Origin of the sequence: Calothrix rhizosoleniae SC01, assembly GCF_900185595.1 — a bacterium.
Lineage (GTDB): Bacteria > Cyanobacteriota > Cyanobacteriia > Cyanobacteriales > Nostocaceae > Calothrix_A > Calothrix_A rhizosoleniae.
Map to the genome: position 1 here is coordinate 1 of NZ_FYBH01000160.1, position 19,792 is coordinate 19,792.

The 19,792-nt window shown below is 39.6% G+C and carries 17 protein-coding genes and 1 tRNA gene; 6 read left to right on the forward strand and 12 right to left on the reverse strand.

The features are described 5' to 3' along the window. Positions 1 to 1,617 precede the first annotated feature (1,617 nt). Positions 1,618 to 1,690, reverse strand: a tRNA-His gene (locus tag CALSC_RS09665). Between the two features lie 115 nt (positions 1,691 to 1,805). On the opposite strand from CALSC_RS09665, the gene CALSC_RS09670 reads away from it, so the two are divergent. Then, positions 1,806 to 2,186, forward strand: coding sequence for a DUF4359 domain-containing protein (locus CALSC_RS09670; protein WP_088241147.1), 381 nt, complete (start codon positions 1,806 to 1,808; stop codon positions 2,184 to 2,186). 125 nt (positions 2,187 to 2,311) lie between these two features. Here the strand turns inward: CALSC_RS09670 and CALSC_RS09675 are convergent, their stop codons facing one another. From CALSC_RS09675 to CALSC_RS09695, 5 genes are all read right to left on the reverse strand, one after another. Beyond that, a complete protein-coding gene (locus tag CALSC_RS09675; protein ID WP_088241162.1) occupies positions 2,312 to 2,800 on the reverse strand; it encodes a DUF937 domain-containing protein in 489 nt (162 codons plus the stop codon). Positions 2,801 to 2,946: 146 nt separating this feature from the next. Further along, a complete protein-coding gene (cofG, locus tag CALSC_RS09680) occupies positions 2,947 to 3,927 on the reverse strand; it encodes a 7,8-didemethyl-8-hydroxy-5-deazariboflavin synthase subunit CofG (RefSeq protein ID WP_088241148.1) in 981 nt (326 codons plus the stop codon). A 334-nt stretch (positions 3,928 to 4,261) separates the two neighbouring features. Next, complete coding sequence (ylqF, locus tag CALSC_RS09685) at positions 4,262 to 5,146, reverse strand: ribosome biogenesis GTPase YlqF (protein WP_088241149.1); 885 nt, start codon at positions 5,144 to 5,146, stop codon at positions 4,262 to 4,264. Positions 5,147 to 5,168: 22 nt separating this feature from the next. Then, on the reverse strand, positions 5,169 to 6,593 hold the full coding sequence (locus CALSC_RS09690) for an MFS transporter (RefSeq protein WP_088241150.1): 1,425 nt from the start codon (positions 6,591 to 6,593) through the stop codon (positions 5,169 to 5,171). A gap of 195 nt (positions 6,594 to 6,788) precedes the next feature. Beyond that, complete coding sequence (locus tag CALSC_RS09695) at positions 6,789 to 7,706, reverse strand: RNA-guided endonuclease InsQ/TnpB family protein (protein ID WP_235006742.1); 918 nt, start codon at positions 7,704 to 7,706, stop codon at positions 6,789 to 6,791. Between the two features lie 631 nt (positions 7,707 to 8,337). Here CALSC_RS09695 and CALSC_RS09700 point away from each other — a divergent pair. From CALSC_RS09700 to CALSC_RS09715, 4 genes are all read left to right on the forward strand, one after another. Continuing rightward, positions 8,338 to 10,641, forward strand: a complete 2,304-nt coding sequence (locus tag CALSC_RS09700) for a S8 family serine peptidase (RefSeq protein WP_200817607.1) — start codon at positions 8,338 to 8,340, stop codon at positions 10,639 to 10,641. A gap of 215 nt (positions 10,642 to 10,856) precedes the next feature. Continuing rightward, entirely contained in the window at positions 10,857 to 11,339 is a 483-nt protein-coding gene (locus CALSC_RS09705; RefSeq protein ID WP_088241164.1) for a CRR6 family NdhI maturation factor, read from the forward strand. Between the two features lie 226 nt (positions 11,340 to 11,565). Beyond that, complete coding sequence (locus CALSC_RS09710; protein ID WP_088241151.1) at positions 11,566 to 11,802, forward strand: type II toxin-antitoxin system Phd/YefM family antitoxin; 237 nt, start codon at positions 11,566 to 11,568, stop codon at positions 11,800 to 11,802. Beyond that, positions 11,799 to 12,188, forward strand: a complete 390-nt coding sequence (locus tag CALSC_RS09715) for a type II toxin-antitoxin system VapC family toxin (RefSeq protein ID WP_088241152.1) — start codon at positions 11,799 to 11,801, stop codon at positions 12,186 to 12,188. Before CALSC_RS09710 ends, CALSC_RS09715 begins: the two co-directional genes overlap by 4 nt. A gap of 384 nt (positions 12,189 to 12,572) precedes the next feature. Here the strand turns inward: CALSC_RS09715 and CALSC_RS09720 are convergent, their stop codons facing one another. Continuing rightward, positions 12,573 to 12,761, reverse strand: coding sequence for an AAA-like domain-containing protein (locus tag CALSC_RS09720; protein WP_235006743.1), 189 nt, complete (start codon positions 12,759 to 12,761; stop codon positions 12,573 to 12,575). Between the two features lie 160 nt (positions 12,762 to 12,921). On the opposite strand from CALSC_RS09720, the gene CALSC_RS09725 reads away from it, so the two are divergent. Next, entirely contained in the window at positions 12,922 to 13,296 is a 375-nt protein-coding gene (locus CALSC_RS09725) for a VOC family protein (protein ID WP_088241154.1), read from the forward strand. Between the two features lie 248 nt (positions 13,297 to 13,544). On the opposite strand, the gene CALSC_RS09730 is transcribed toward CALSC_RS09725, so the two are convergent. The 5 genes from CALSC_RS09730 to CALSC_RS09750 form a co-directional block, all read right to left on the reverse strand. Then, the gene (locus CALSC_RS09730) at positions 13,545 to 14,534 is read right to left on the reverse strand and encodes an energy-coupling factor transporter transmembrane component T family protein (protein ID WP_088241155.1); all 990 of its coding nucleotides are present in this window, start codon (positions 14,532 to 14,534) and stop codon (positions 13,545 to 13,547) included. A 223-nt stretch (positions 14,535 to 14,757) separates the two neighbouring features. Then, the gene (gene der, locus CALSC_RS09735) at positions 14,758 to 16,122 is read right to left on the reverse strand and encodes a ribosome biogenesis GTPase Der (protein WP_088241156.1); all 1,365 of its coding nucleotides are present in this window, start codon (positions 16,120 to 16,122) and stop codon (positions 14,758 to 14,760) included. Positions 16,123 to 16,166: 44 nt separating this feature from the next. Then, positions 16,167 to 16,847 (reverse strand): dethiobiotin synthase, encoded by a 681-nt coding sequence (gene bioD / locus CALSC_RS09740; RefSeq protein ID WP_088241157.1) that lies wholly within the window; start codon positions 16,845 to 16,847, stop codon positions 16,167 to 16,169. Between the two features lie 208 nt (positions 16,848 to 17,055). After that, positions 17,056 to 17,811, reverse strand: a complete 756-nt coding sequence (locus tag CALSC_RS28015; RefSeq protein ID WP_088241158.1) for a DUF6748 domain-containing protein — start codon at positions 17,809 to 17,811, stop codon at positions 17,056 to 17,058. Between the two features lie 305 nt (positions 17,812 to 18,116). After that, complete coding sequence (locus CALSC_RS09750; protein ID WP_088241159.1) at positions 18,117 to 19,784, reverse strand: glycosyltransferase family 39 protein; 1,668 nt, start codon at positions 19,782 to 19,784, stop codon at positions 18,117 to 18,119. Positions 19,785 to 19,792 lie beyond the last annotated feature (8 nt).

Sequence of the window (19,792 nt, forward strand, 5' to 3'; positions counted from 1 at the left end):
AGTATATTACTACAGATTTGATAATTGTACTCATGGATTGATTTTTTTTAATTGTTAGGTGCATTGCAACTCTTCTCCATTAATCAGGTCGTCTAATTAGGTCGGAGATGTTAGCCTGTACAAAAATCTGACTACATTTTCTCACTCTATTCCCGACTGCCTTGAAGTCCGAAAGATGCCTCTGGGAGAGGATCTTATCAGTATTTAGAAAAAATTATGTGACGATTTTTTCCCAATTCCCTCAGAACTTTTTCCACAGAAGCAAGTAAGTTTTTCCAAGTTAAAGTAAGCATCTATAAATCAATCCCTTCATGCTTCATAAAAAGCTACAAAAATTTAACTAACTTACGATAATGTGAATAGATAGGTAACTAAAAAAATGATTACATTTTTGCTATTTGTCAATAGGAGCTTGACCCCACATACATCAACTTTATCAAAAGTTAAACCCATAATATTCTAGCTAGAAAATAGGGTTTAGGCGCTAGGGATTGGAGGATAGGGAAGAGGTATTTTGCGGTCAAGAAGAGACGCGGAGACACCGATGTGGTGGGGCTTGAAGCGCCCATCAATCGGGATCGATCCATCAAATCGCAGATTTTGATGGGGGACTCAGACCCTTGGGACTTATCGCCCTGGACACTGGGTTTGGAACACATCCTGCTCTGCGTCCCCGTGTCCCCGCGTCCCCGCATCATCCGGTTCAATACGGTTCAGTTCAAGGTGAGGGTTTTTGGGTTCGTTCAAACTTCCTAAGAAGAGCAAAGGTTTCAGTTTAACGTGAGTTCGACGAATTTTAAATGCTATAAGCCTTGTGAATCAATAGTTACGGGCACTAAGACTCAAAACTACCTCAATCATTAGTTGAGAACAAAGTCAATAATTTACAAATTTAATGGTTACTGATTCTATTCTCAATAAATTCACAGCTTTTTATAAACTCTTGGTTCTCATACACAATACTGGATAAGAACTTCAGGCTTTATAACTCATCTAACTCACGTCAGTTTATTTGTCCATGATATGAGTTAACTTACGAACATGAAGGAGATACCGCTAAACCCTGGGTTAAATTATCAGATACAGCTGACATTCAACTCAAAAACCTGACTTTCCATTATCCCGGTCGGATACAAATATCACAGGGCATACCCCGTAGATATACTTAGAAGTCAAGCGATCGCTCGTGCTCTTTTAAACAACCCACCAGTTCTGATTCTGGATGAATCTACGGCTAATCTCGATCCTATTACCGAAAATGAAGCACTTGATCGCATATTAGCTCATCGCCGGGGCAAAACTACTATTCTCATTAGCCATCGTCCCCAAGTTATTGGTCGTGCTGATTGGTTAGCGATGCTTAACCAAGGGGAATTACAGTTTAATGGTAAACCCGAAGACTTTCAAACTGTTAATTTTTCTGATAGAGAAAATTTGAAAATTTTGACTTACTAAAATTTCACAATTACAGCAGTATATAGCAACGCTAAATTATTAACCCTGTTGGGAAATTCTGTTGCAAAAGTACGTGAGACACAATATCCACGAATTCTCCAATGGGTAATGTGGGTATTGCCCACCCTAGTTTTAGAATATTATCTAATACCAAATTTTAAGGGCGAACGATGGGAATCGAACCCACGAATGGAGGAACCACAAACCTCTGCCTTAACCACTTGGCCACGCTCGCCATATTTCTGAATAATTATAGCACTGTTTGCAACTTTTGATCCAGTTTTTTTGGCAGGAACGGAGTACTTTGAGCTAAAGTCTACAAAAAACGAAGTAAACTATAATTAGCAACGATGAAACCGTCAACTATTATTACATATGCCGCAACAGTCGGGTTAGCTGTTTTAGGCATATTTATGGCAAGTACCAATCCCAGTCAACCAAAGTATGAGCAATATGCAGTGCTAAGACTGCAAGAATATTTAAAAGACAATGTTTGTGCCAAAAGCCCAAATCTCTTGGAAAAGCTGGTTAATCTAAATTGTAATAAATTAGTAGATAGTGCTAATCCACAAATCAAGGAAATCATTGCAGCTACTACAAAAAGGCACAACTATATTATATTCAGTGTTTATCGCACTGATCTAGAACTTAACCCCTGGGTTCCTGGTTATACCTTTGAAACCGTGGGGGCTTTCAATAACTTTTATATATATAAGGCTCAGAAACGATAATTTTTCGCTTGAAAAGAAGTTAAACACCTATGCAATAAGGATTATTTTTCTGATCCTATCAAAAAATGGTAATCGGTAAAAGCATATAATTCCTTTACCCATTACAGATTACCATTTCCAGCCTACTAATTCATATATTGACTTGCCAGTTTCATCAAGTCTGCCATGTCAACATCACCATCACCATCAGTATCAAGGAAACTGGCGAGAATAGGATTATTTGCTATTTGAGAACCACCAGCTTTGATAAACTTAAGGACTACAGGCACTAGCATCGGTAACATCTGTTGAACTTGACTCAAATCTAAGCCGGTACTTTGGGCAATAGTATCGATTAACTGATTCTGCATTGCTCCTGAGAACAGGGAGGTGACGGCTTGAGGATTGGCAGAAGTTCCCGCAAATTGATTTATTAATGCTTCTACCGCACCTGCTCCTTCATTGGCTTGCTTTTGTTGCAATGCAGAACGTACTTGATTACCTACTATTGATAAAGCAGACTGCATTGTTGACGAATCTGTGTCAGCTTGAGCTAAAGCATTACCGATTTGAGCTAAGTCACCTAGTTGCCCAGCATTTCCAGCAGCATTTACAATTTGGTCGAAAAGTCCCATGAGTTTATTTTGCTTGAATAGGATTGTTTTATCAACATCAAATTGTGACATGATATTTGCTACTCATATCTCCAGTGTTAGAAAAAAATAAGATTTTGTCGAATACTTGGTGGTTATTGGATTTCTGCTATATTTTTGCTCAATATTTATGCTGGAATTGACATCAGTTTTCGCCAATTTGTGACAGCTGTTTTTAGCTCTGGGGATAATCCATTTATCAACTGGGGATAAACTGGCAATCTCGGTAATAAATTCCATCCCGCAGTTTGTAAAATTTCCCTTAATTCCTGCTCTTGAATATGGGGATAATCGGGGTTAACTTCATCCTTGGGACTAATTCCTCCAAAATCCCTTGCACCAGATGATACACAAGCCATTAACCATTGACTATCGCGGACTAAATTTGGTGGGATTTGAATGGTAATATCTGATGGTAATATTTGACGAGCTTGATTAATGATTGCTGGTAATTTATACGGATTAAAGGCTGGCGCATTTAAGCTTTGTTGAGTTCCAGGGCTATGAGGTTGTAAAATCACTTCTTGAATGTGACCATAGTCTTGATGAATTTGAGCTATGGCTTCTAGGGTTTCCCAGCAATCATCCTCTGTTTCTCCAATTCCCAGAAGCAAGCCTGTGGTGAAGGGTATTTGCAATTCTCCGGCCCATTGTAATTGTTGTAACCTGAGTGTTGGTAATTTACTCGGTGCATGTTTATGGACTGTATGCAATAATTTGGGGGTTAATTGTTCCAGCATCAACCCCATAGATACATTCACCTGCTTTAATTTTTGCATTTCTGCAAAATTTAGTGGTCCAACGTTAGTATGGGGTAAAAATCCCATTTCCAGTGCTAGTACACATAAATCATAAATTCGCTGCAACCAATGTTGACGCTGGGGAGAATGGGGATGCACCTCTCCACTCAGGATGAGGATTTCACAAACATTTTGCCTTTTTAATTTTTGGAAAATATTTGCAGCTGTTGATAAACTCATCCAAGGACTTTGACCAGGCTCTGTGCGAAAATTACAGTAACTACAACGGTTAAAGCACTCGTATGTTGGTACAATTGTATAAGCAGGGCTATAGGTAATAATTTGAGTATGGATGATTGATGCGCTCATTTAATTTAAAGGATAGTAATTACTGATTCATCCTCCTTTATTGTCAGGCAGAAGGCAGTCCCGATGAAAAAATTTCACCATCAAAAATGAAAAGACCTCTGACCGATTCCTGATTCCCCACTCCCCATTTTCTAGTTAGAGGTTAGTAAATCTGAGTGCCCAGATTTCTAAATTTTTTGCTACTCATTTACTACTCAAAAAAAAGTGCTACTGTCCATCCAAAAGCAAGCAACCTCAGTGCCTAGACCTCTAAACCTGGCGCTACTCATTTACTACTCAAATTATACTCAAATTATACTCAAATTATACTCAAAAAAAGCCTGAAACCATTGTTTTACCATGTATGTGGTAATTCCAAAGGAATATAACCCAAATAGCCTTTACGGTAATCTGTGACAAGTTGTCGTGCAGTCCGTTCCACATCACCTTGATACCTATGTTCAGCTAACAAATGCAAGTATGCTTCTCCTGTATGGTTAATAGAATCTAAATCATAACGGGATTTGAGTATTTCCTTTGGTAGTAAATTACTCGAAACTGCTTGCAAATAATTAAGTATATCTACGAAACCTGCGGCTACCAATTGGTTATCATATGATGCTTGTCCGATATCATCACAAATCGCCAACTTCAGCGCCGCCTCTTGGTCTTCCAACTTGACAGGAATTACCCCTGGCGCATCAAGTAACTCCAACTCCTTGGAGATTCTCACCCAACGTAATTGACGAGTTACCCCTGGACGAGCAGCACTTTCTACTACTCTTTTACCAACTAAACGATTAATTAAAGCTGATTTACCTACATTAGGAAACCCAATAACTACAGCTCGAATGGGACGGGGTAACATGCCACGATCCCGTCTTCTTTTATTAACTGCCATCCCTGCGGTTTGAGTCGCTTTTGATACTGCTGCCACTCCTTTACCTTGCTGGGCATTAGTAAAATAAGCTACTTCTTCCTCTTGCTTAAACCAATCTTTCCATACTTCCTGAATTTGGGGAGTAATCATATCTAGGCGGTTGAGGACTAATACCCGTGGTTTATTACCTATCCATTGCTTGACTTGGGGATGTTGGGTTGCTAGAGGGATACGAGCATCCCTAACCTCTAAAACCACATCTACCAACTTTAGTTGCTCTTGCAGTTTTTTTTCTGCCTTCGCAATATGGCCTGGATACCATTGAATGAGGTTTAATTTATAATTATCGGTTAAGGACATAGTTCTTCTCAAGTATTCTCAATCAGTGGCGAATTGCCTGGATATTTTTTGATTCATCCTCAAAATTTCGTTCGCTAATTTTGAGCAATATTTCCTCATGTACAGAGGAAGTAATGGGATAAAAATAAGCTAATATTAAACCCACAATCAATACTAGAGTCGGTATGGGGCCAATAATCCAGCGAATTGCCCATAATGCAGAATCTGGTTGAATGGGACTAGGTTGAAATGCCACACTGGGTATAAATCCTGACCAGTCTAAAATTCTACCAACCAAAAATAGTGCTCCTGCAACTCCAAATTTTTGTAATTGCACCACAAATCCATAAAATATTCCTTCCCGTCGTTGTCCGGTATTCAGTTCATCTAAATCAACTACATCCGGTAACATTGACCAAGGAACGAGATAAGCTGTGGCGATTCCCACTCCTGCCATTATAGCCAAGACATACATCCAAATTATTTGTCCGGGTTGCACAAAAAATAATCCACCTTGGGCAACAATTGTTAAGGGTATACCCGCACAGTAAATAGCTTTTTTGTCAATCCGTTGTCCTATAGCTCCCCAAAAAAACATCATTATCAAAGCCGTTCCCTGCACAGCTAGAGCCATCTGGGTAAAATGTTTGTCTGGTAACTGCATCCAATTGATAACAAAATAGGGCAAAATTGCAGCTGTCACCTGTACTCCCAACCAAGAACAGAGATAAATACCGATTACATACAAAAATGCTCGATTACTTAAGGCAATTTTGATTTGCTGGAGAATTGGTTCTGCGGGGGGACGTTCAATTTGATGGCGTTGCTGCTGAATGAATTTGTAGCGTTGATTAGTTCCTAAAAAGCAAACAAAAACTGCCAAGATTGATAAAATTCCACTGATACCTCCCAATAATAAATAGCTGGTAGGAGGCTGGAAAAAACCAAAAATTACCTGAGCTAGTACAAGAGCAAAAATGCTACCACCAATACCGAAAGCAGATTTAAAACTAATTAACTTAGTACGTTCATTATAACCTTGAGTTAGTTCAGCGCCAAGGGTAGAAAAAGGAACCAGAACTGCACTAACAGCAGCATAATACAAAATCGCGATCGCACTATAGTAAACAAACAACAGCCACTGATTTTCTGTCGGCGGGACAAACCACTGCAAACAGAAACAAACTCCCAATGGTACAGCACCGTAAAGCATCCACGGATAACGTCTACCCAAAGGAGAACGGGTTTTGTCACTTAACCAACCAATCAAGGGATCATTAATTGCATCCCAAGCTTTGCCTACTAATAAAACACTACCTGCGAAGGTTGAGTTCAATCCTGCAACGTTAGTAAGAAAAAATAGCAGGAAGAACACCAAAATATTATTAGGAATTGCTCCTGCTAGCTCTCCGATGCCATAACTCAGTTTTGTCTTCAGATTGAGAGATTGGTTTAGGTCAGATGGCATAATAATTTTTATTTGGCAAGGATTTTAGTTGACTGCTCCCCTACCTGAAGGTGAGGGGATTCTAAAAAGATGCTACGGGACGGGTTAAAATCGCTTCCCTTCGCTTCTGATTAGCTGTCACCCAGATATAAATCCGGGTGGGGTGAGTCAAAGCACCCCTACACACTCCACTCAAATCAAGTCCAAGTGTTGCGCTTACTTTGCAGAAAGTTGCTGATTGCATTTCTTACCCAAATTAATCTCTTGTTTAATTCCTTGTCCCCAACCAAACACAACTCGTCCAATCCGGTTTTCCAAACAATGGTTAATAACTATGCGAGCAGTTTTATTAATCCCATGTCTAATTTGACGATTGCGTTTTTCAGTAATAGCAGCAAGTTTATTTGACCAAAATCCTTGGGGTTTATTTTCTTTAATTGTTGCTACTTGTTTGTTGTACCAACGATTCAGACTTTTAATATGTCTACCATCAAAAATAAAGCTGGTACCAATATTATCAACACAAGTTAACCAATTATTTAAACCGTGGTCAATACCTAAAATTCTACTTTTGTCTATATCAGATATTACAGCCTCGGTTTGATAAACAAACTCTGCATAAAAGCAGCGATTTCTCGGCACAATCCTGACTTCTCTAATGGACTCAAACTTCAAATTGGACGGCATAGGTATGGTGAAACAATCCAACTTAAACCAGACTTTTACAGTTTGACCAAGAGGGATTCTAATTTGCCCATCTTCTATTAACCTTAACCCTTGTTTAGGATAGCTAAAACTATTTAAGCCGTTTTTTCTATACTTTGGTGGTCTAGGTTTTTCTAATAACTCACCACGTTGATACAAAGCATTAAGTTGTTTAAAAGATGCAAATGACTCATACACAGAACGACAAAATTGTTGTGCAGATTGAGAATAGAGAGTTTGGAAATGACGATTTGATTTCATCTCCTTATCCAACTCAAATTTAGTGATATAGCGTTTAGCCTTAAACCAAATTTGCCGTGCATAGTAGAGAGCGCAATTTGATAACTTATTAGATTGGGAACAAATAAATGATAAAATTGCTTTTAAATCTAGATTTGGGTGAATTAAAACCTGCTGACAACCGTACAAACAAATCACCTCCTGAATATTATTAATTATCCCATGTTCTGGGGACGGGTGAACGAAATTTTGGGTGGATTTCTAGCTAAGTATCCAAAAAAATCACTCCCCACACCTCCCAGAGTCCCCACACTTTTTTGCGCTCACCCTGTGGGGACTGTGGGATAAATCCCACTGTATCGGGTTTCATCCCCTGTCTGAAGCACGAAACACGCAACTATGTTGCTATTTATCAGGGGCTTTCACCCTCTCATTGCACTTCTGGTAATTTTATTTTTTTTGGCATCGTTAATATTCAATCCTGTCTACTTTAATATTACTGCTAACCGTGATTTTCACTGATATGAAATCTGATAGATAATTTTTTTTCAGTATATTTACGTGTTCACAGAACCCTACAAAATACACATAATGTCTGCCTAATAGCAGTTAGTTTACAGGTGGCTCAAGCTCAAAGATCGATGATTTTTAATCTTGGCTATCTGCAACTCATATTTTGGTCATGGGGAAAGAATGCATCTACATGGATGATGAATAAAAGTTTAGTTAATTGATATTTAATCAATATTTCTGTATTTGACTGACTAAATTTCACCCTATTAGCCAATTTGTTCAAATAAGAATTACAAAGGAACAAAAAATGCAAAGTAATGGGTTTATATCCTCCACAAGTCACGAAAGCGACCATAGTAAGTCTGCCGATGTAGGAGAATCAGCAAGCCATGCAGCTCCTATGCCATCCTTGAATATGAATGATTCTTTACCCTTTCAGAGGCAGATGCCTAGGGGTGAGATGAATGCTAATAGTCAAGCAAACTTGCAAAAAGTACTTGTAGAGTTACGGGTTCCCAAAAGTATTGGTATATTGGGAGCAACCCAAGTGATTGCCAGAATGAATGTATCTGGTTTTCAATTAGATACTAGTTATGAACCAATTGCCATTCAACCGACTGCATCACAAGTACCCAGTCTTCAGGCTGCTCAAGAACAAACAGTAATTGTACGTGGGGTAATAGAAGAAAATCAAATACCCAAACTGGAGGCCAGAAACGACGTAGTCAAGGTATATAAAGACACTCGTATTGCCCCTTTTGATATTGCGTTGTTGGAAAAAACCGAACCAAGTTCCCTAAAATTAATGGATAGTACAAGCAATTGCCCTATTGGCACTTGTGACTGTGCACCAACAACGCCAAAGGGAGCGATCGCGGAGGTGGCAAAATACTTAGGTGTAGATCACATTTGGTCTGCTGGCTACACAGGTAAAGGTATTGTGGTGGGGATTGTAGATGGTGGTATTACCGCCGAAAATCGCCCAGTGGCACCCTTTGAAACTCCACGCCGCATTCCCAATGTGATTGGGGGACCCAATAGTGATTGGGGAACCACAGCCCGTGCTTGGGGGGAGCATGGTAATATGTGCGCTACCGATGTGTTAGGAATGGCACCAGAAGCTCAACTCTATGATTGCCGTCTTGCTGGTGGTGATGCCATTTCTAATGCCCTGAAAGCTTTTGATTGGTCAATTCAAAAGTACAGAGTTGATGGGACTCCCCACATCCTCACCAACAGTTGGGGTATCTATCAAAAAAGCTGGGATGAATTTTATGCTACCAATCCTGAGCACCCATTTACTCGTAAAGTAGTAGAGGCTATTGAGTTAGGTATTCTGGTGTTGTTTGCTGCTGGTAACTGTGGTGAAAGTTGCCCCACAGATAGATGTGGTAGTGATGTGGGACCTGGTAAAAGTATTTGGGGTGCTAATGGTCATCCCTTAGTCATGACCGTAGGGGCTGTAAATAAAGACGAACAGTTTGTCGGTTATAGTAGCCAAGGACCAGCAGCTTTAGACCCTAACAAACCTGATTTTTGTTCTATTACCCATTTCCGGGGTTACTTTGGTTGTGATAATGGAACTTCTGCTGCCACACCCATTGCTGCTGGTGCAATAGCATTATTAAAACAAGCCAAATTATCTTTAACTCAAGAGGAAACGAAAGATATCCTCAAGAATACTGCTAAGAATATTGGCGAATCAGATTTTAATAACAATGCTGGGGCGGGAATTATTCAACTCAAAGCAGCCTTTGATGTATTGCAACCCCAAGGACCAAAATGGTCATCTTGGGAGAGTTTGGGTGGAAACAGTTTTTCTGCACCAGCAGTAGCTTCCTGGGGAAAAAATCGCCTGGATACTTTTATTCTTGGTGGTGATAGTGCTATATATCGTAAGTCTTGGTACCGCAAGTCTTTAGATGAGTCAGTCTGGACTGATTGGGAAAACTTGGGTGGCTTTAGCCTCTCTGCACCAGCAGCAATATCTCGCCAAGAAAACACCATTGATGTCTTTATTATTGGTGAAGAACGCCAATTACTCCATAAAATTTGGAATGGCTCTGTTTGGAGTGAGTGGAAAAATTTGGGTGGCTTCTGCAAACATGGTGTTGCGGTTTCCTCCTGGGGTGAAAACAGATTGGATGTGTTTACCATTGGTACAGATAACGCTATATGGCATATTTATGGGGATGGTACTACCTGGAGCGAATGGAAAAGCTTAGGTGGCTTTGGTCTTTCCGCCCCAACAGCAGTATCCTGGGGAGAAAACAATATAGAAGTATTTGTCCGGGGTGATGACCATGCAGTGTACCGTAAGTATTGGGATGGTGTATCCTGGTGTACCGAGTGGGAAAGTTTGGGTGGTTTATGGCTTTACTCCCCTGCTGTAACATCTTGGGGTACTAACCGTTTAGATGTATTTGCCGTTGGTACTGATAATGCTGTCTATTGGAATTCTTGGAACGGTACATCTTGGAGTGATTGGCAGAGTTTGGCAGGTTCGGCTATTTCCAGCCCTGCTGCTGTGTCTTGGGGCGAGAATCACATCGATACTTTTATAGTAGGTGGTGATAATGCCTTGTATCATAAGTCCTACGGTGATAGTTAGGGAGTGAAGGAGGGATGGAGTGAAGGAGGGATGGAGTGAAGGAGGGATGGAGGGAGTGATGGAGTGATGGAGTGAAGGTGATGATGGGAATGTTTTACAAGTTTCTCCCCTGCTCCCTGCTCCCTGCTCCCTACTCCCTGCTCCCTGCTTCCCCTATTCCCCATTCTCCAGGTAGGATGTGAATTGTGGAAACTGAAGCGGTAAATCCTGAGTCAATGACAACTAAGATCGCTCTTAATAATGACTGTATTAATACTTTAGATTTGTCCCCGGCGACAACAGTGATTGAGAATATTCTAGAAGAAGGAGCGATCGCATCCCACGAACAGCAAATTCAGTTTGAACTTAACTATGAACGGGAGGAAAATGATCCTCGGGAATTATCAGAAATTCCGGAAGTCAGATTGTGGTTTATCCGTCTGGATGCCCGTTATCCCTGGTTGCCTTTTTTACTAAATTGGAAGGAAGGGGAATTTGTTCGCTACACTTCTATGCTTCTTCCTCACCAGTTTAGTAGTAAGGAAGGTATTCAGTATAATCCCGAGGCTTTAGAGATATTTTTAATGCACAAACTATTTATATTAACTGATTGGTTAAAACAACAAGGTATACCTTTTCAATCCCGCATTCAGTCAATGGCAAAGCTTCTGGGTTATGAATTGGATGATGCCCTCTTTGATATGTTTGCGAATAAATAACTAATATTCTTTTTTCTTTATTGCGTGCGATCGCTCTGAGGAAGTGCGATCGCAATAATTGAGCAATGGAGCAGTAAAGTTAGCTTCAGGGAACTCACCCTACAATATCGTGCGATCGCGGTTTACATATACAATATTAGAAGAATACATCAGCGCGAAACCATTGAATTAAAGTTGGCGATTCCCTCTTTGGTATTTAGCAACTTACCAAAAATTCAACTCAAAAATGCAACAAATTAGTACTAAAGAATTACCGGAAAATCTTCAGAAAATATTTACAGAAATACAACGTACAAAAATACCGTTAACTGTTACCCATGAAGGCAAACCATTGGTAATTATATCTCCGGTAACAACTGAACCAAAACGCGCAGCTTTTGGAGCAATGAAAGGAAGTGGTGCAATTTTGGGAGATTTAATTACTCCAGTAGTTCCCCTTAACACCTGGGAAGTACTTCAGTGAAACTTTTACTAGATACCCATATCTGGCTTTGGTATCTCCTGGGTGACGAACGTCTATCTACCAACCTCCAAACCATAATTGCAGAGGAAACAACCGAGCTTTGGCTTAGTCCTATTAGTATCTGGGAAACGTTAATCCTAGCAGAAAAAGGGCGAATTTCTTTACAACCTAATGCAGTTGCATGGATAGAATTAGCCTTACAAACCTTAGAAATTATTGAGGCTCCCCTTATTCATCAAATTGCTATTTTAAGTCGTCAGATTGAATTACCGCACCAAGATCCAGCTGATAGGTTTATTGCAGCTACAGCAGTTTACTATAATTTGATATTAGCTACAGTTGATAGTAATCTCACGAGTGTTTCTTGGCTACAAACATTAAGCTAGTGCGATCGCAATAATTGAGCAATGGAGCAGTAAAGTTAGCTTCAGGGAACCCACCCTGCAATATCGTGCGATCACACTATCTATAAATCCCACATTCCGCAGGTTAAATTAACAAGCTTGGTATTTTTATAATCCAGTTATAACAATGCTTTCAGACATGAAGTAAATATGGTTGTATTTAGTGATACTCCCAAAGATAGCCCCACCGTGGATGAAAACCAGAGCAGTCGTTGACAATGGTATCAATAAACTATGATTTGGCGATTATCCCTCGTCTTATAATTAGCGGTAAGCGAAGCTATGCCGTTAGGCTTATCGCTGTCACGCTTAATTGCCGAAAAGGCTTACCAGACAAGTATTTTAAAAATACCGAAAAGTTTTCCTCTACGTGCGGAATGTGGGATAAATCGGTGCATCACGTAAAATATCCAACAGGTAGCGCAGGTGATGACTATAAATGCCAGCTTCTGTCGTCGCTGACTCTAATAAGTTTTGAAAGCTTGTTTTACTCGTCACCACATCATACATTGCCAAGTTCTGTCCATATCCATCCAGGCATAATTCACCCCTCACCTCACCTGCTCTGATGAAGCACAATCCTTTTATTTTCATGAACTAATATTTGAAAATCCTGGTAATTCATACGCTATGTTTATGATTTCAGAAAGGGTAAGGTGGGCATTTCCCATCCTACTCCTGGTAGCATTCCTCACCTTACGAAATTCAAAAACCCATGTCTGATATTTTCCCATGTACTCACGCAATAGTCACGATCGCTACTAATAATATAGAGGAAATTATTAATTTTTATACTCAGCTACTTCAGCAGCAACCAATCACACTGATTACCAATATATATGCGGAATTTCAGCTTCCCAATCTCAGATTAGGTATTTTTACACCTAAATCAACCCATGCATCGGAATTTGACCATTCGCACCACAGCACTATCAGCTTATGCTTAGAAGTGAGCAATTTAGAAATAGCGATCGCTCATCTGACAAACTTGGGTTATGCTCCACCAGGAAATATTATTACAGCCTCCCACGGAAGAGAAATTTATGCTTACGATCCTGATGGTAATCGCTTGATTTTGCACCAGTCATAAAGAGGTAGGGGAGCAGGGAGCAGGGAGCAGGGGGAGTGTGGGAAGATGGGGAAGAGAGAGAAAGAGGGAAAGAGGGAAGGAGTGTGGGAAGTGTGGGAAGTGTGGGAAGTGTGAGGAGATGAAATAACTAACTATCAAGCATCAACTATCAACTAGCAACTAGCAACTAGCAACCATCACTCCCTCACTCCCTCACTCTCCACACTCCCCTACCTGCTAAGAGCACCTTTTCCCCCTGCTTCTTCTGATCAACCAATCCAAATACGCACTCCCCAAAATAAACCTAATACCATTAATGCTAGCCAATCACGAGCTTTGAGGTGTAAATTATGCCACTTAACCTGATGCTCGTTGGGACTGGTAAATCCTCTGACCATCATAGCTCCAGCCATCTGACTTGCCCGTAAAAGTAAATTATCTAGTAATCTTTCTGCTACCATCATCCAAACTTTCACTGAACCTTTCCACCCCAGTTTTTTCCAATTAATGGCTCTGGTAACAATTGAACGTCCTAAATTCTGTACCTCTTCTAAAACCAGAGGGATAAACCGTAGGGACAAGGTTAAAGTTAAAGCAATTTCGGTAACTGGTATTTTCAGCCTCCGTAATGGTTGCATGAGACTTTCAATACCTGCGGTAATTTCTTCGGGTGCTGTTGTCAGCAGATAGAGATTAGTACCATAAATCACTGTAAAGACAATGGTACTTAAGCGCACTGCTAAATCAAAGGAACGACGGGTTATTTTAACTGGTCCTTGATGAAAAACCACATAACGGTATTTTTTAACGGTTTTTGTTTGATTGGTAGTTGTAGATTGCTGTGCTTTTTTATTTTCTGATGCTGGTGTATTTACGGTTGGTAAAACTTGATTTGTGAGATTCTCAGTGGGTTTAGTATTGACTGGTTTGAGTAACTCAACGGTGGAATTAGTTGGTAGCCTTGGTTGATATTTTACACCCAAGCCATCAGGACTTATAGATGCGATCACTAATACAAATAAACACAACATCAGCAACCAAACCATTTGCTGTCGCCAAACACGTTTAGGAATCCGCGCAAATAAGGTTACAACAATTAATATCAGTACTAAAAATACTCGCCACATGGTAGTGGCAAAAATGTAAGTGGTGAGAAAACTCATTAACCAACCAAATTTAACCCGTGGGTCGAGCTTATGTAGCCATGTTTGTGGTTGTTCTAAGTATAGTCCAAGGGGTAGCGATCGCAGTAAGTCCATCGTTTAATTTGAGATTTTAGCTTTCTCGGTGGGAAGCCTCCCGCCTACATGTAGGTGTAACCCAATTAAATGCATAAATGCAGCCTACGAAACAAAGGAATTTAATAAAACTCGGTGCGGAGTGGCATCCCGTATTGTTAATAAAGCTCATCGAGTATCCTATGCAATGGCAGGAGTTGGTGAGAAGCCCATACTGTAATCTCTGATTCAGTGTGGGAGTATGTCACACGCGAGTAGCACGATTACTACTAACAACGGTTTCCATATCACGAGCCTTTTTGCTCCGCCAAATTAGGCGAATGGGGGTGCCTTTAAATCCTAATTGTTGTCGGAATTGGCGTTCGATGTAGCGGCGATAATTATCATTGAACCGTTTAGCATCGTTGACAAATAAGGCAATAGTTGGGGGTTGGCTACTAACTTGGGTGCCATAATAAATTTTACCTTGTTTACCAGCCCTACTTACAGTTGGGGAATGCCAGCGAATTGCTTCTTCTAAAACTTCATTAATTACTGATGTACTTACCCGGCGTTTGTGGGCTTCGGCGGCATAATTAACTAACTCTAAAATCTTGTGTACCCGTTGTCCAGTCAAAGCACTAACAAAAATGGTTTCTGCCCATTCTGTGAAGTTTAGGCGTTGTTCTAGCTGTTTTTGGTAATCGTAGATGGTGTAAGAGTCCTTTTCTATAGCATCCCACTTATTAACTACCAAAACAAAAGCCCTACCTTCCTCAACAATGCGTCCGGCTAATTTTTGGTCTTGCTCCGTAATTCCATCTAAGGCATCTATCACTAATAATACTACGTCAGCACGGCGAATGGCTTTAAAAGCACGGTTAATACTAAAAAATTCCGCCCCATACTCTACATGTTTTTTCTTGCGAATACCAGCAGTATCAATCAAACGATAGCTTTGTCCTTGGTGTTCGATAAAGGTATCAATGGCATCGCGGGTAGTTCCAGAAATGGGGCTAACTATGGCTCGCTGTTCTCCGAGGAAGGCATTTAATAAGCTAGACTTACCCACATTGGGGCGACCAACAATTGCTACATTGATTTCGTTAGTTTCCTCGATTTCTGAGGTTGGCGGTAGATGTTCGATTAATGCATCCAGTATGTCTCCCGTACCGTTACCATGAATTGCAGAAATGGGAAAAGGTTCTCCCAATCCTAAATTCCAAAATTCCGCAGCTTGAATTAAACCCTGTTCGGGAGACTCGCACTTATTTACCGCCAAGAAAAAGGGTACTTTTTGCTGTCTTAACCAATTAGCAATTTCTTGATCTGCAGCGGTGGGTCCAGTGGTACCATCAACTACAAAAATCGCTGCGCTAGCCTCAGACAGAGCTATCATTGCTTGTTGACGAATCAGTGGTAAAAATTCTGTATCTTCATGAAATACCAATCCACCAGTATCTACCACCAAAAAATCTCGATCGCGCCAAAAACCAGGAATATAAGTGCGATCGCGTGTAATTCCCGGCTGATCATGAACTATAGCAGATTTATCCTTGGCTAGACGATTCACCAAGGTAGATTTGCCCACATTTGGGCGACCGATAATTGCAACAATAGGAAGTCCCATAATAAGCGGATACCGAATTAGATCCAGACAACTATTGTAGCGATTTATTTGAATGGTAATCGCTCTAAATCTAAATTTGATGCTATTTGCGCCAGTTTATCTACATCTGTAGGGTTTTCTAAATAGGGTAAACAACCTAAAACAGGGATATTCGTGAGAGATTGAATTAAATCTGTGGGTGTCCAATTAGCGATTTCCTCATCTGTACGGGGTTGGGTACAGTTGAGGACAATTCCTAATAAATTGATCTGCATCTGTTTGGCTAAGGCTACATTCGCCACTGCTTGGGAAATAGCACCTAATTTGACTGGTACTACTAACACCGTAGGGAAATGCCAATCTGCGGCTAAATCTGCTACTGTCAACTCATTAGTCACGGGGGAACCCAATCCCCCCAATGCTTCCACTAAGACAAAATCATAGTTGGCTTGCAAATTAGTAAAACCCTGCCAAACCACTCCTAAATCTACAGTACGTCCTTCCTGAGCAGCAGCGAGGGGTGGTGCTAAAGGTGCTTGGAAGTATAGAGGGGTAATTTCCGTTGGGGATTGATTCAGGTTAAATAACTTTTGGTATAATTCGCAGTCACCCACACCCGATTGTATGGGTTTCATAATTGCTAAATTGCGATCAGAGCGATATTTTTGCCAATAGGCGGCTAAGGCTGTGGTGAGGACTGTTTTACCAGCCTCTGTGTCTGTTCCTGTAACTAGTAGGGATTTCAATACTCTTTGATGGCTGAATTAACTCATAAAGTATATTAAACCTTGTCTTGCTTGAAAATGGGGAGTTGGGAGTTGTTAGTTGCTAGTTGTTAGTTGGGAAGAAGTATTTTTATCCTGGGTGGGTTAAGAAGAATTTATTAGCCCACCCAGGTTGGTTTTGCTAGTGTAGCGATACCCTAGAAGTGTATTGCATACAAATTGGAATGTTCTAATATTCCTTTGGTACTACTCTCAAATAAAATTGTGTAGCAACAAACTCAGTACCTCCATTAATTGCATCCACATCTCCTGTTTTCTTAGTTACACCCACAGCAATTAAACCTTGATTAAAAATTGCTTTGTTTGCGGCTTCAAGTTGTTCTGGTGTTGCACCCACTTGGCTCAAATCAAATGACGAAATTGTAGAACGATTCGGTTGATTCAAAACAAGATTATCTGTGGAAAAACAAGGGATAGTAACACAGACAATGCCATTATCTTTAAGTCCCACAAAAGTCCCTTTAGCTGGTGCTTTTGTAGCAGCTACGAAAACTTCTTTTACTTGCAACTTTGCAAACTCCTCAAATCCATCAAATTTTTCTGGTACCAAGTTACCTCTGAGAATCAGACGGCTATCAGTCTGACTTTGGAATTTTGCCAACTGATCATATCCTACATTCAGAGAACTCCAATCAATTGAAGATACATAGCATTCCTTACGAAAAACGCCATCAAAGCAAGGAGTAGCTTTCAGGTTGTTTTGCTTAATAAAAAATCCCCCACATATGGGAGAAATACATTTACGAAAATCTCTACGAATTGTGTAATATCCCCACTGGGGAAACTCTTGATTTTCGATGTTAACGGCTTCAGAGCTAAGACTAGGTTGAGCATATGTCTGTGAGGCAAATCCGAAGTTAGCTAGAAACGTTGCTAATATTAGAATTAACGAATAACTACGATGAAATGTTTTTTCATTGTATATTTAATCTGATTTTTTAATTTATAGAGCCTGTTAATAACCAGCTAACAAAAGTTGGTTGAGGATGCGATCGCAAATCTTAAAATATATTTTTTTCTATTTACATTGGTAAACTAACACCCTAATTGACAGACATCTTTATTGCTATGAGGAAAGTATATTAAGTCTATTTTGCATTGTCTACAAAAAGTTATTCTTTGGACTAAAACTTAATTTTGGTTTTTATTTATCCAAATTTTGTATAAAGAGATAAGTATTTAGTTGACATCTCAGTTTAAATAGTGTTAGAGACTACTGATAGCACCATATTACTTATTACATCTATACAGTTGATAAGGTACGCCGATGCGGTAATGTTGGTTAGTATCAATATTGCAGTTTAAAGCTGAAGAAACTTGTACTTGTGGGGGATAGTCCTGTCGTTTTCTTGCAGGAGCAATTATCCATAAATTGAGTTGACTAACTTGTAGTGGTGATAATTGAGAGAGCTTTTGCCAAACTGTTTGCAAATTTGGTGATTGTTGGAAAAAAGCAAAATGAGTCGGCTCAATATTATTATCCCTCAGAGATTGAACTGCTAAAGCAAAACTCCATCCTAAAGCAATATCTTGATAACCTACATACGCCATCACCACCATCAATGGTTGAGAAGGTTCTTGATTAATTATTTGAGCTACTCTTTCCGGTGTAAAAGGTTTCTTTAATCCTAAGTTATAAGTCACAAAAATAGAACTAATTAAGCTAGTTACTAAAATAATTGCAGTTGTTCTTTTCCTTTTAAACTTAAATGTAATTCTCGAACTTAGAGTCGCACCAATCAAGGCACAAATAGCTGGATAATAGACAAAACTATAGCGTGGAGCACTAGTAATATCTTTTTTTAATACATAAACAATAACAAAAAATTCTAACAATACAATTGCTGTAAAACTCAATAGAGTAATTGTAGGTAGATGAGTTTTAGGTGTGTACCATAAATACTTAAATCCCTTGAATAAAAATTGTCCTAACCAAATACCAAACCCAATCATTAATAATCCTGATATAACAACCACAGGTAAAGGTTGATTTTCTAAAGGTAAAACAATTACCATTAACAACCAATTAATTATTGTTTGATATAAAGGTATAAAATAATCGGAAGTGGTAATCCAATTAGTCTCAGCACGGTTAGCATGACTGAAAGTTACTAATAACCACGGGAAAAAAGCGATCACTATACCAATTATAGATATAATAAATCCTAGCCAAATTTGAGTTTTCTGAATAATTTTCTGCTGATACCGCAACATTAATAGTAGTAAAGTACCTATTTCTGCAATGAATGCCAGGATACAAAAATAGTGTGTGTAAAAACTGATAGTATGCACAACTACCCACACAATCCAAACCCATACTTTTACCCCTTGCTTACGGAAAATATCTTGCTGAATCTGCAACAATACCCATAAAGATAAACTAATTAGCATCATGGGTAGAGTATAATGTCTGGCTTCTTGAGAAAGGTACACTGCAAAAGGTGAGACAGCCATAATTGCGGCAGCTATTAAGCCTGCATTACGGGAATAAGCTAGACTATTAATCGCATACATAATAGGGATCGCTACTATCCCAAATACAGCAGATAGCGATCGCAATTTTACCACCCAATCTTCTCCCAAAGGAGTCATCCATCCCAGCCATTGGTAAAGCCAGCAAAAAAATAACGGTGGATGGGTAGACTGACTAGCAATATTCTCCGCAATTTGGGGACAACTAACCCCGTGCTGATAAGTAAAAACCTCCGATAATTGATTCAGGTTTAATATGACATCCAAAGGGAATTTCTGGTAATTATTACCAAGGCTAAAAGTAGCTGTAATCACTTCATCTAACCAAAGAGGTTTTAAACCTAAATTACTGAAGCGCAAGATTGCGCCCACAGTGACAATTATTAATAAGATCAGGTAATATCGATAAATTCTGCGTTGTTTCATCCCAGATT

Coding starts and splice junctions, on each gene's coding strand:
- CALSC_RS09670 (WP_088241147.1), top strand. CDS start 1,806: ATGAAACCGTCAACTATTATTACATATGCCGCAACAGTCGGGTTAGCT.
- CALSC_RS09675 (WP_088241162.1), bottom strand. CDS start 2,800: ATGGGACTTTTCGACCAAATTGTAAATGCTGCTGGAAATGCTGGGCAA.
- cofG (WP_088241148.1), bottom strand. CDS start 3,927: ATGAGCGCATCAATCATCCATACTCAAATTATTACCTATAGCCCTGCT.
- ylqF (WP_088241149.1), bottom strand. CDS start 5,146: ATGTCCTTAACCGATAATTATAAATTAAACCTCATTCAATGGTATCCA.
- CALSC_RS09690 (WP_088241150.1), bottom strand. CDS start 6,593: ATGCCATCTGACCTAAACCAATCTCTCAATCTGAAGACAAAACTGAGT.
- CALSC_RS09700 (WP_200817607.1), top strand. CDS start 8,338: ATGCAAAGTAATGGGTTTATATCCTCCACAAGTCACGAAAGCGACCAT.
- CALSC_RS09705 (WP_088241164.1), top strand. CDS start 10,857: ATGACAACTAAGATCGCTCTTAATAATGACTGTATTAATACTTTAGAT.
- CALSC_RS09710 (WP_088241151.1), top strand. CDS start 11,566: ATGCAACAAATTAGTACTAAAGAATTACCGGAAAATCTTCAGAAAATA.
- CALSC_RS09725 (WP_088241154.1), top strand. CDS start 12,922: ATGTCTGATATTTTCCCATGTACTCACGCAATAGTCACGATCGCTACT.
- CALSC_RS09730 (WP_088241155.1), bottom strand. CDS start 14,534: ATGGACTTACTGCGATCGCTACCCCTTGGACTATACTTAGAACAACCA.
- der (WP_088241156.1), bottom strand. CDS start 16,122: ATGGGACTTCCTATTGTTGCAATTATCGGTCGCCCAAATGTGGGCAAA.
- CALSC_RS09750 (WP_088241159.1), bottom strand. CDS start 19,784: ATGAAACAACGCAGAATTTATCGATATTACCTGATCTTATTAATAATT.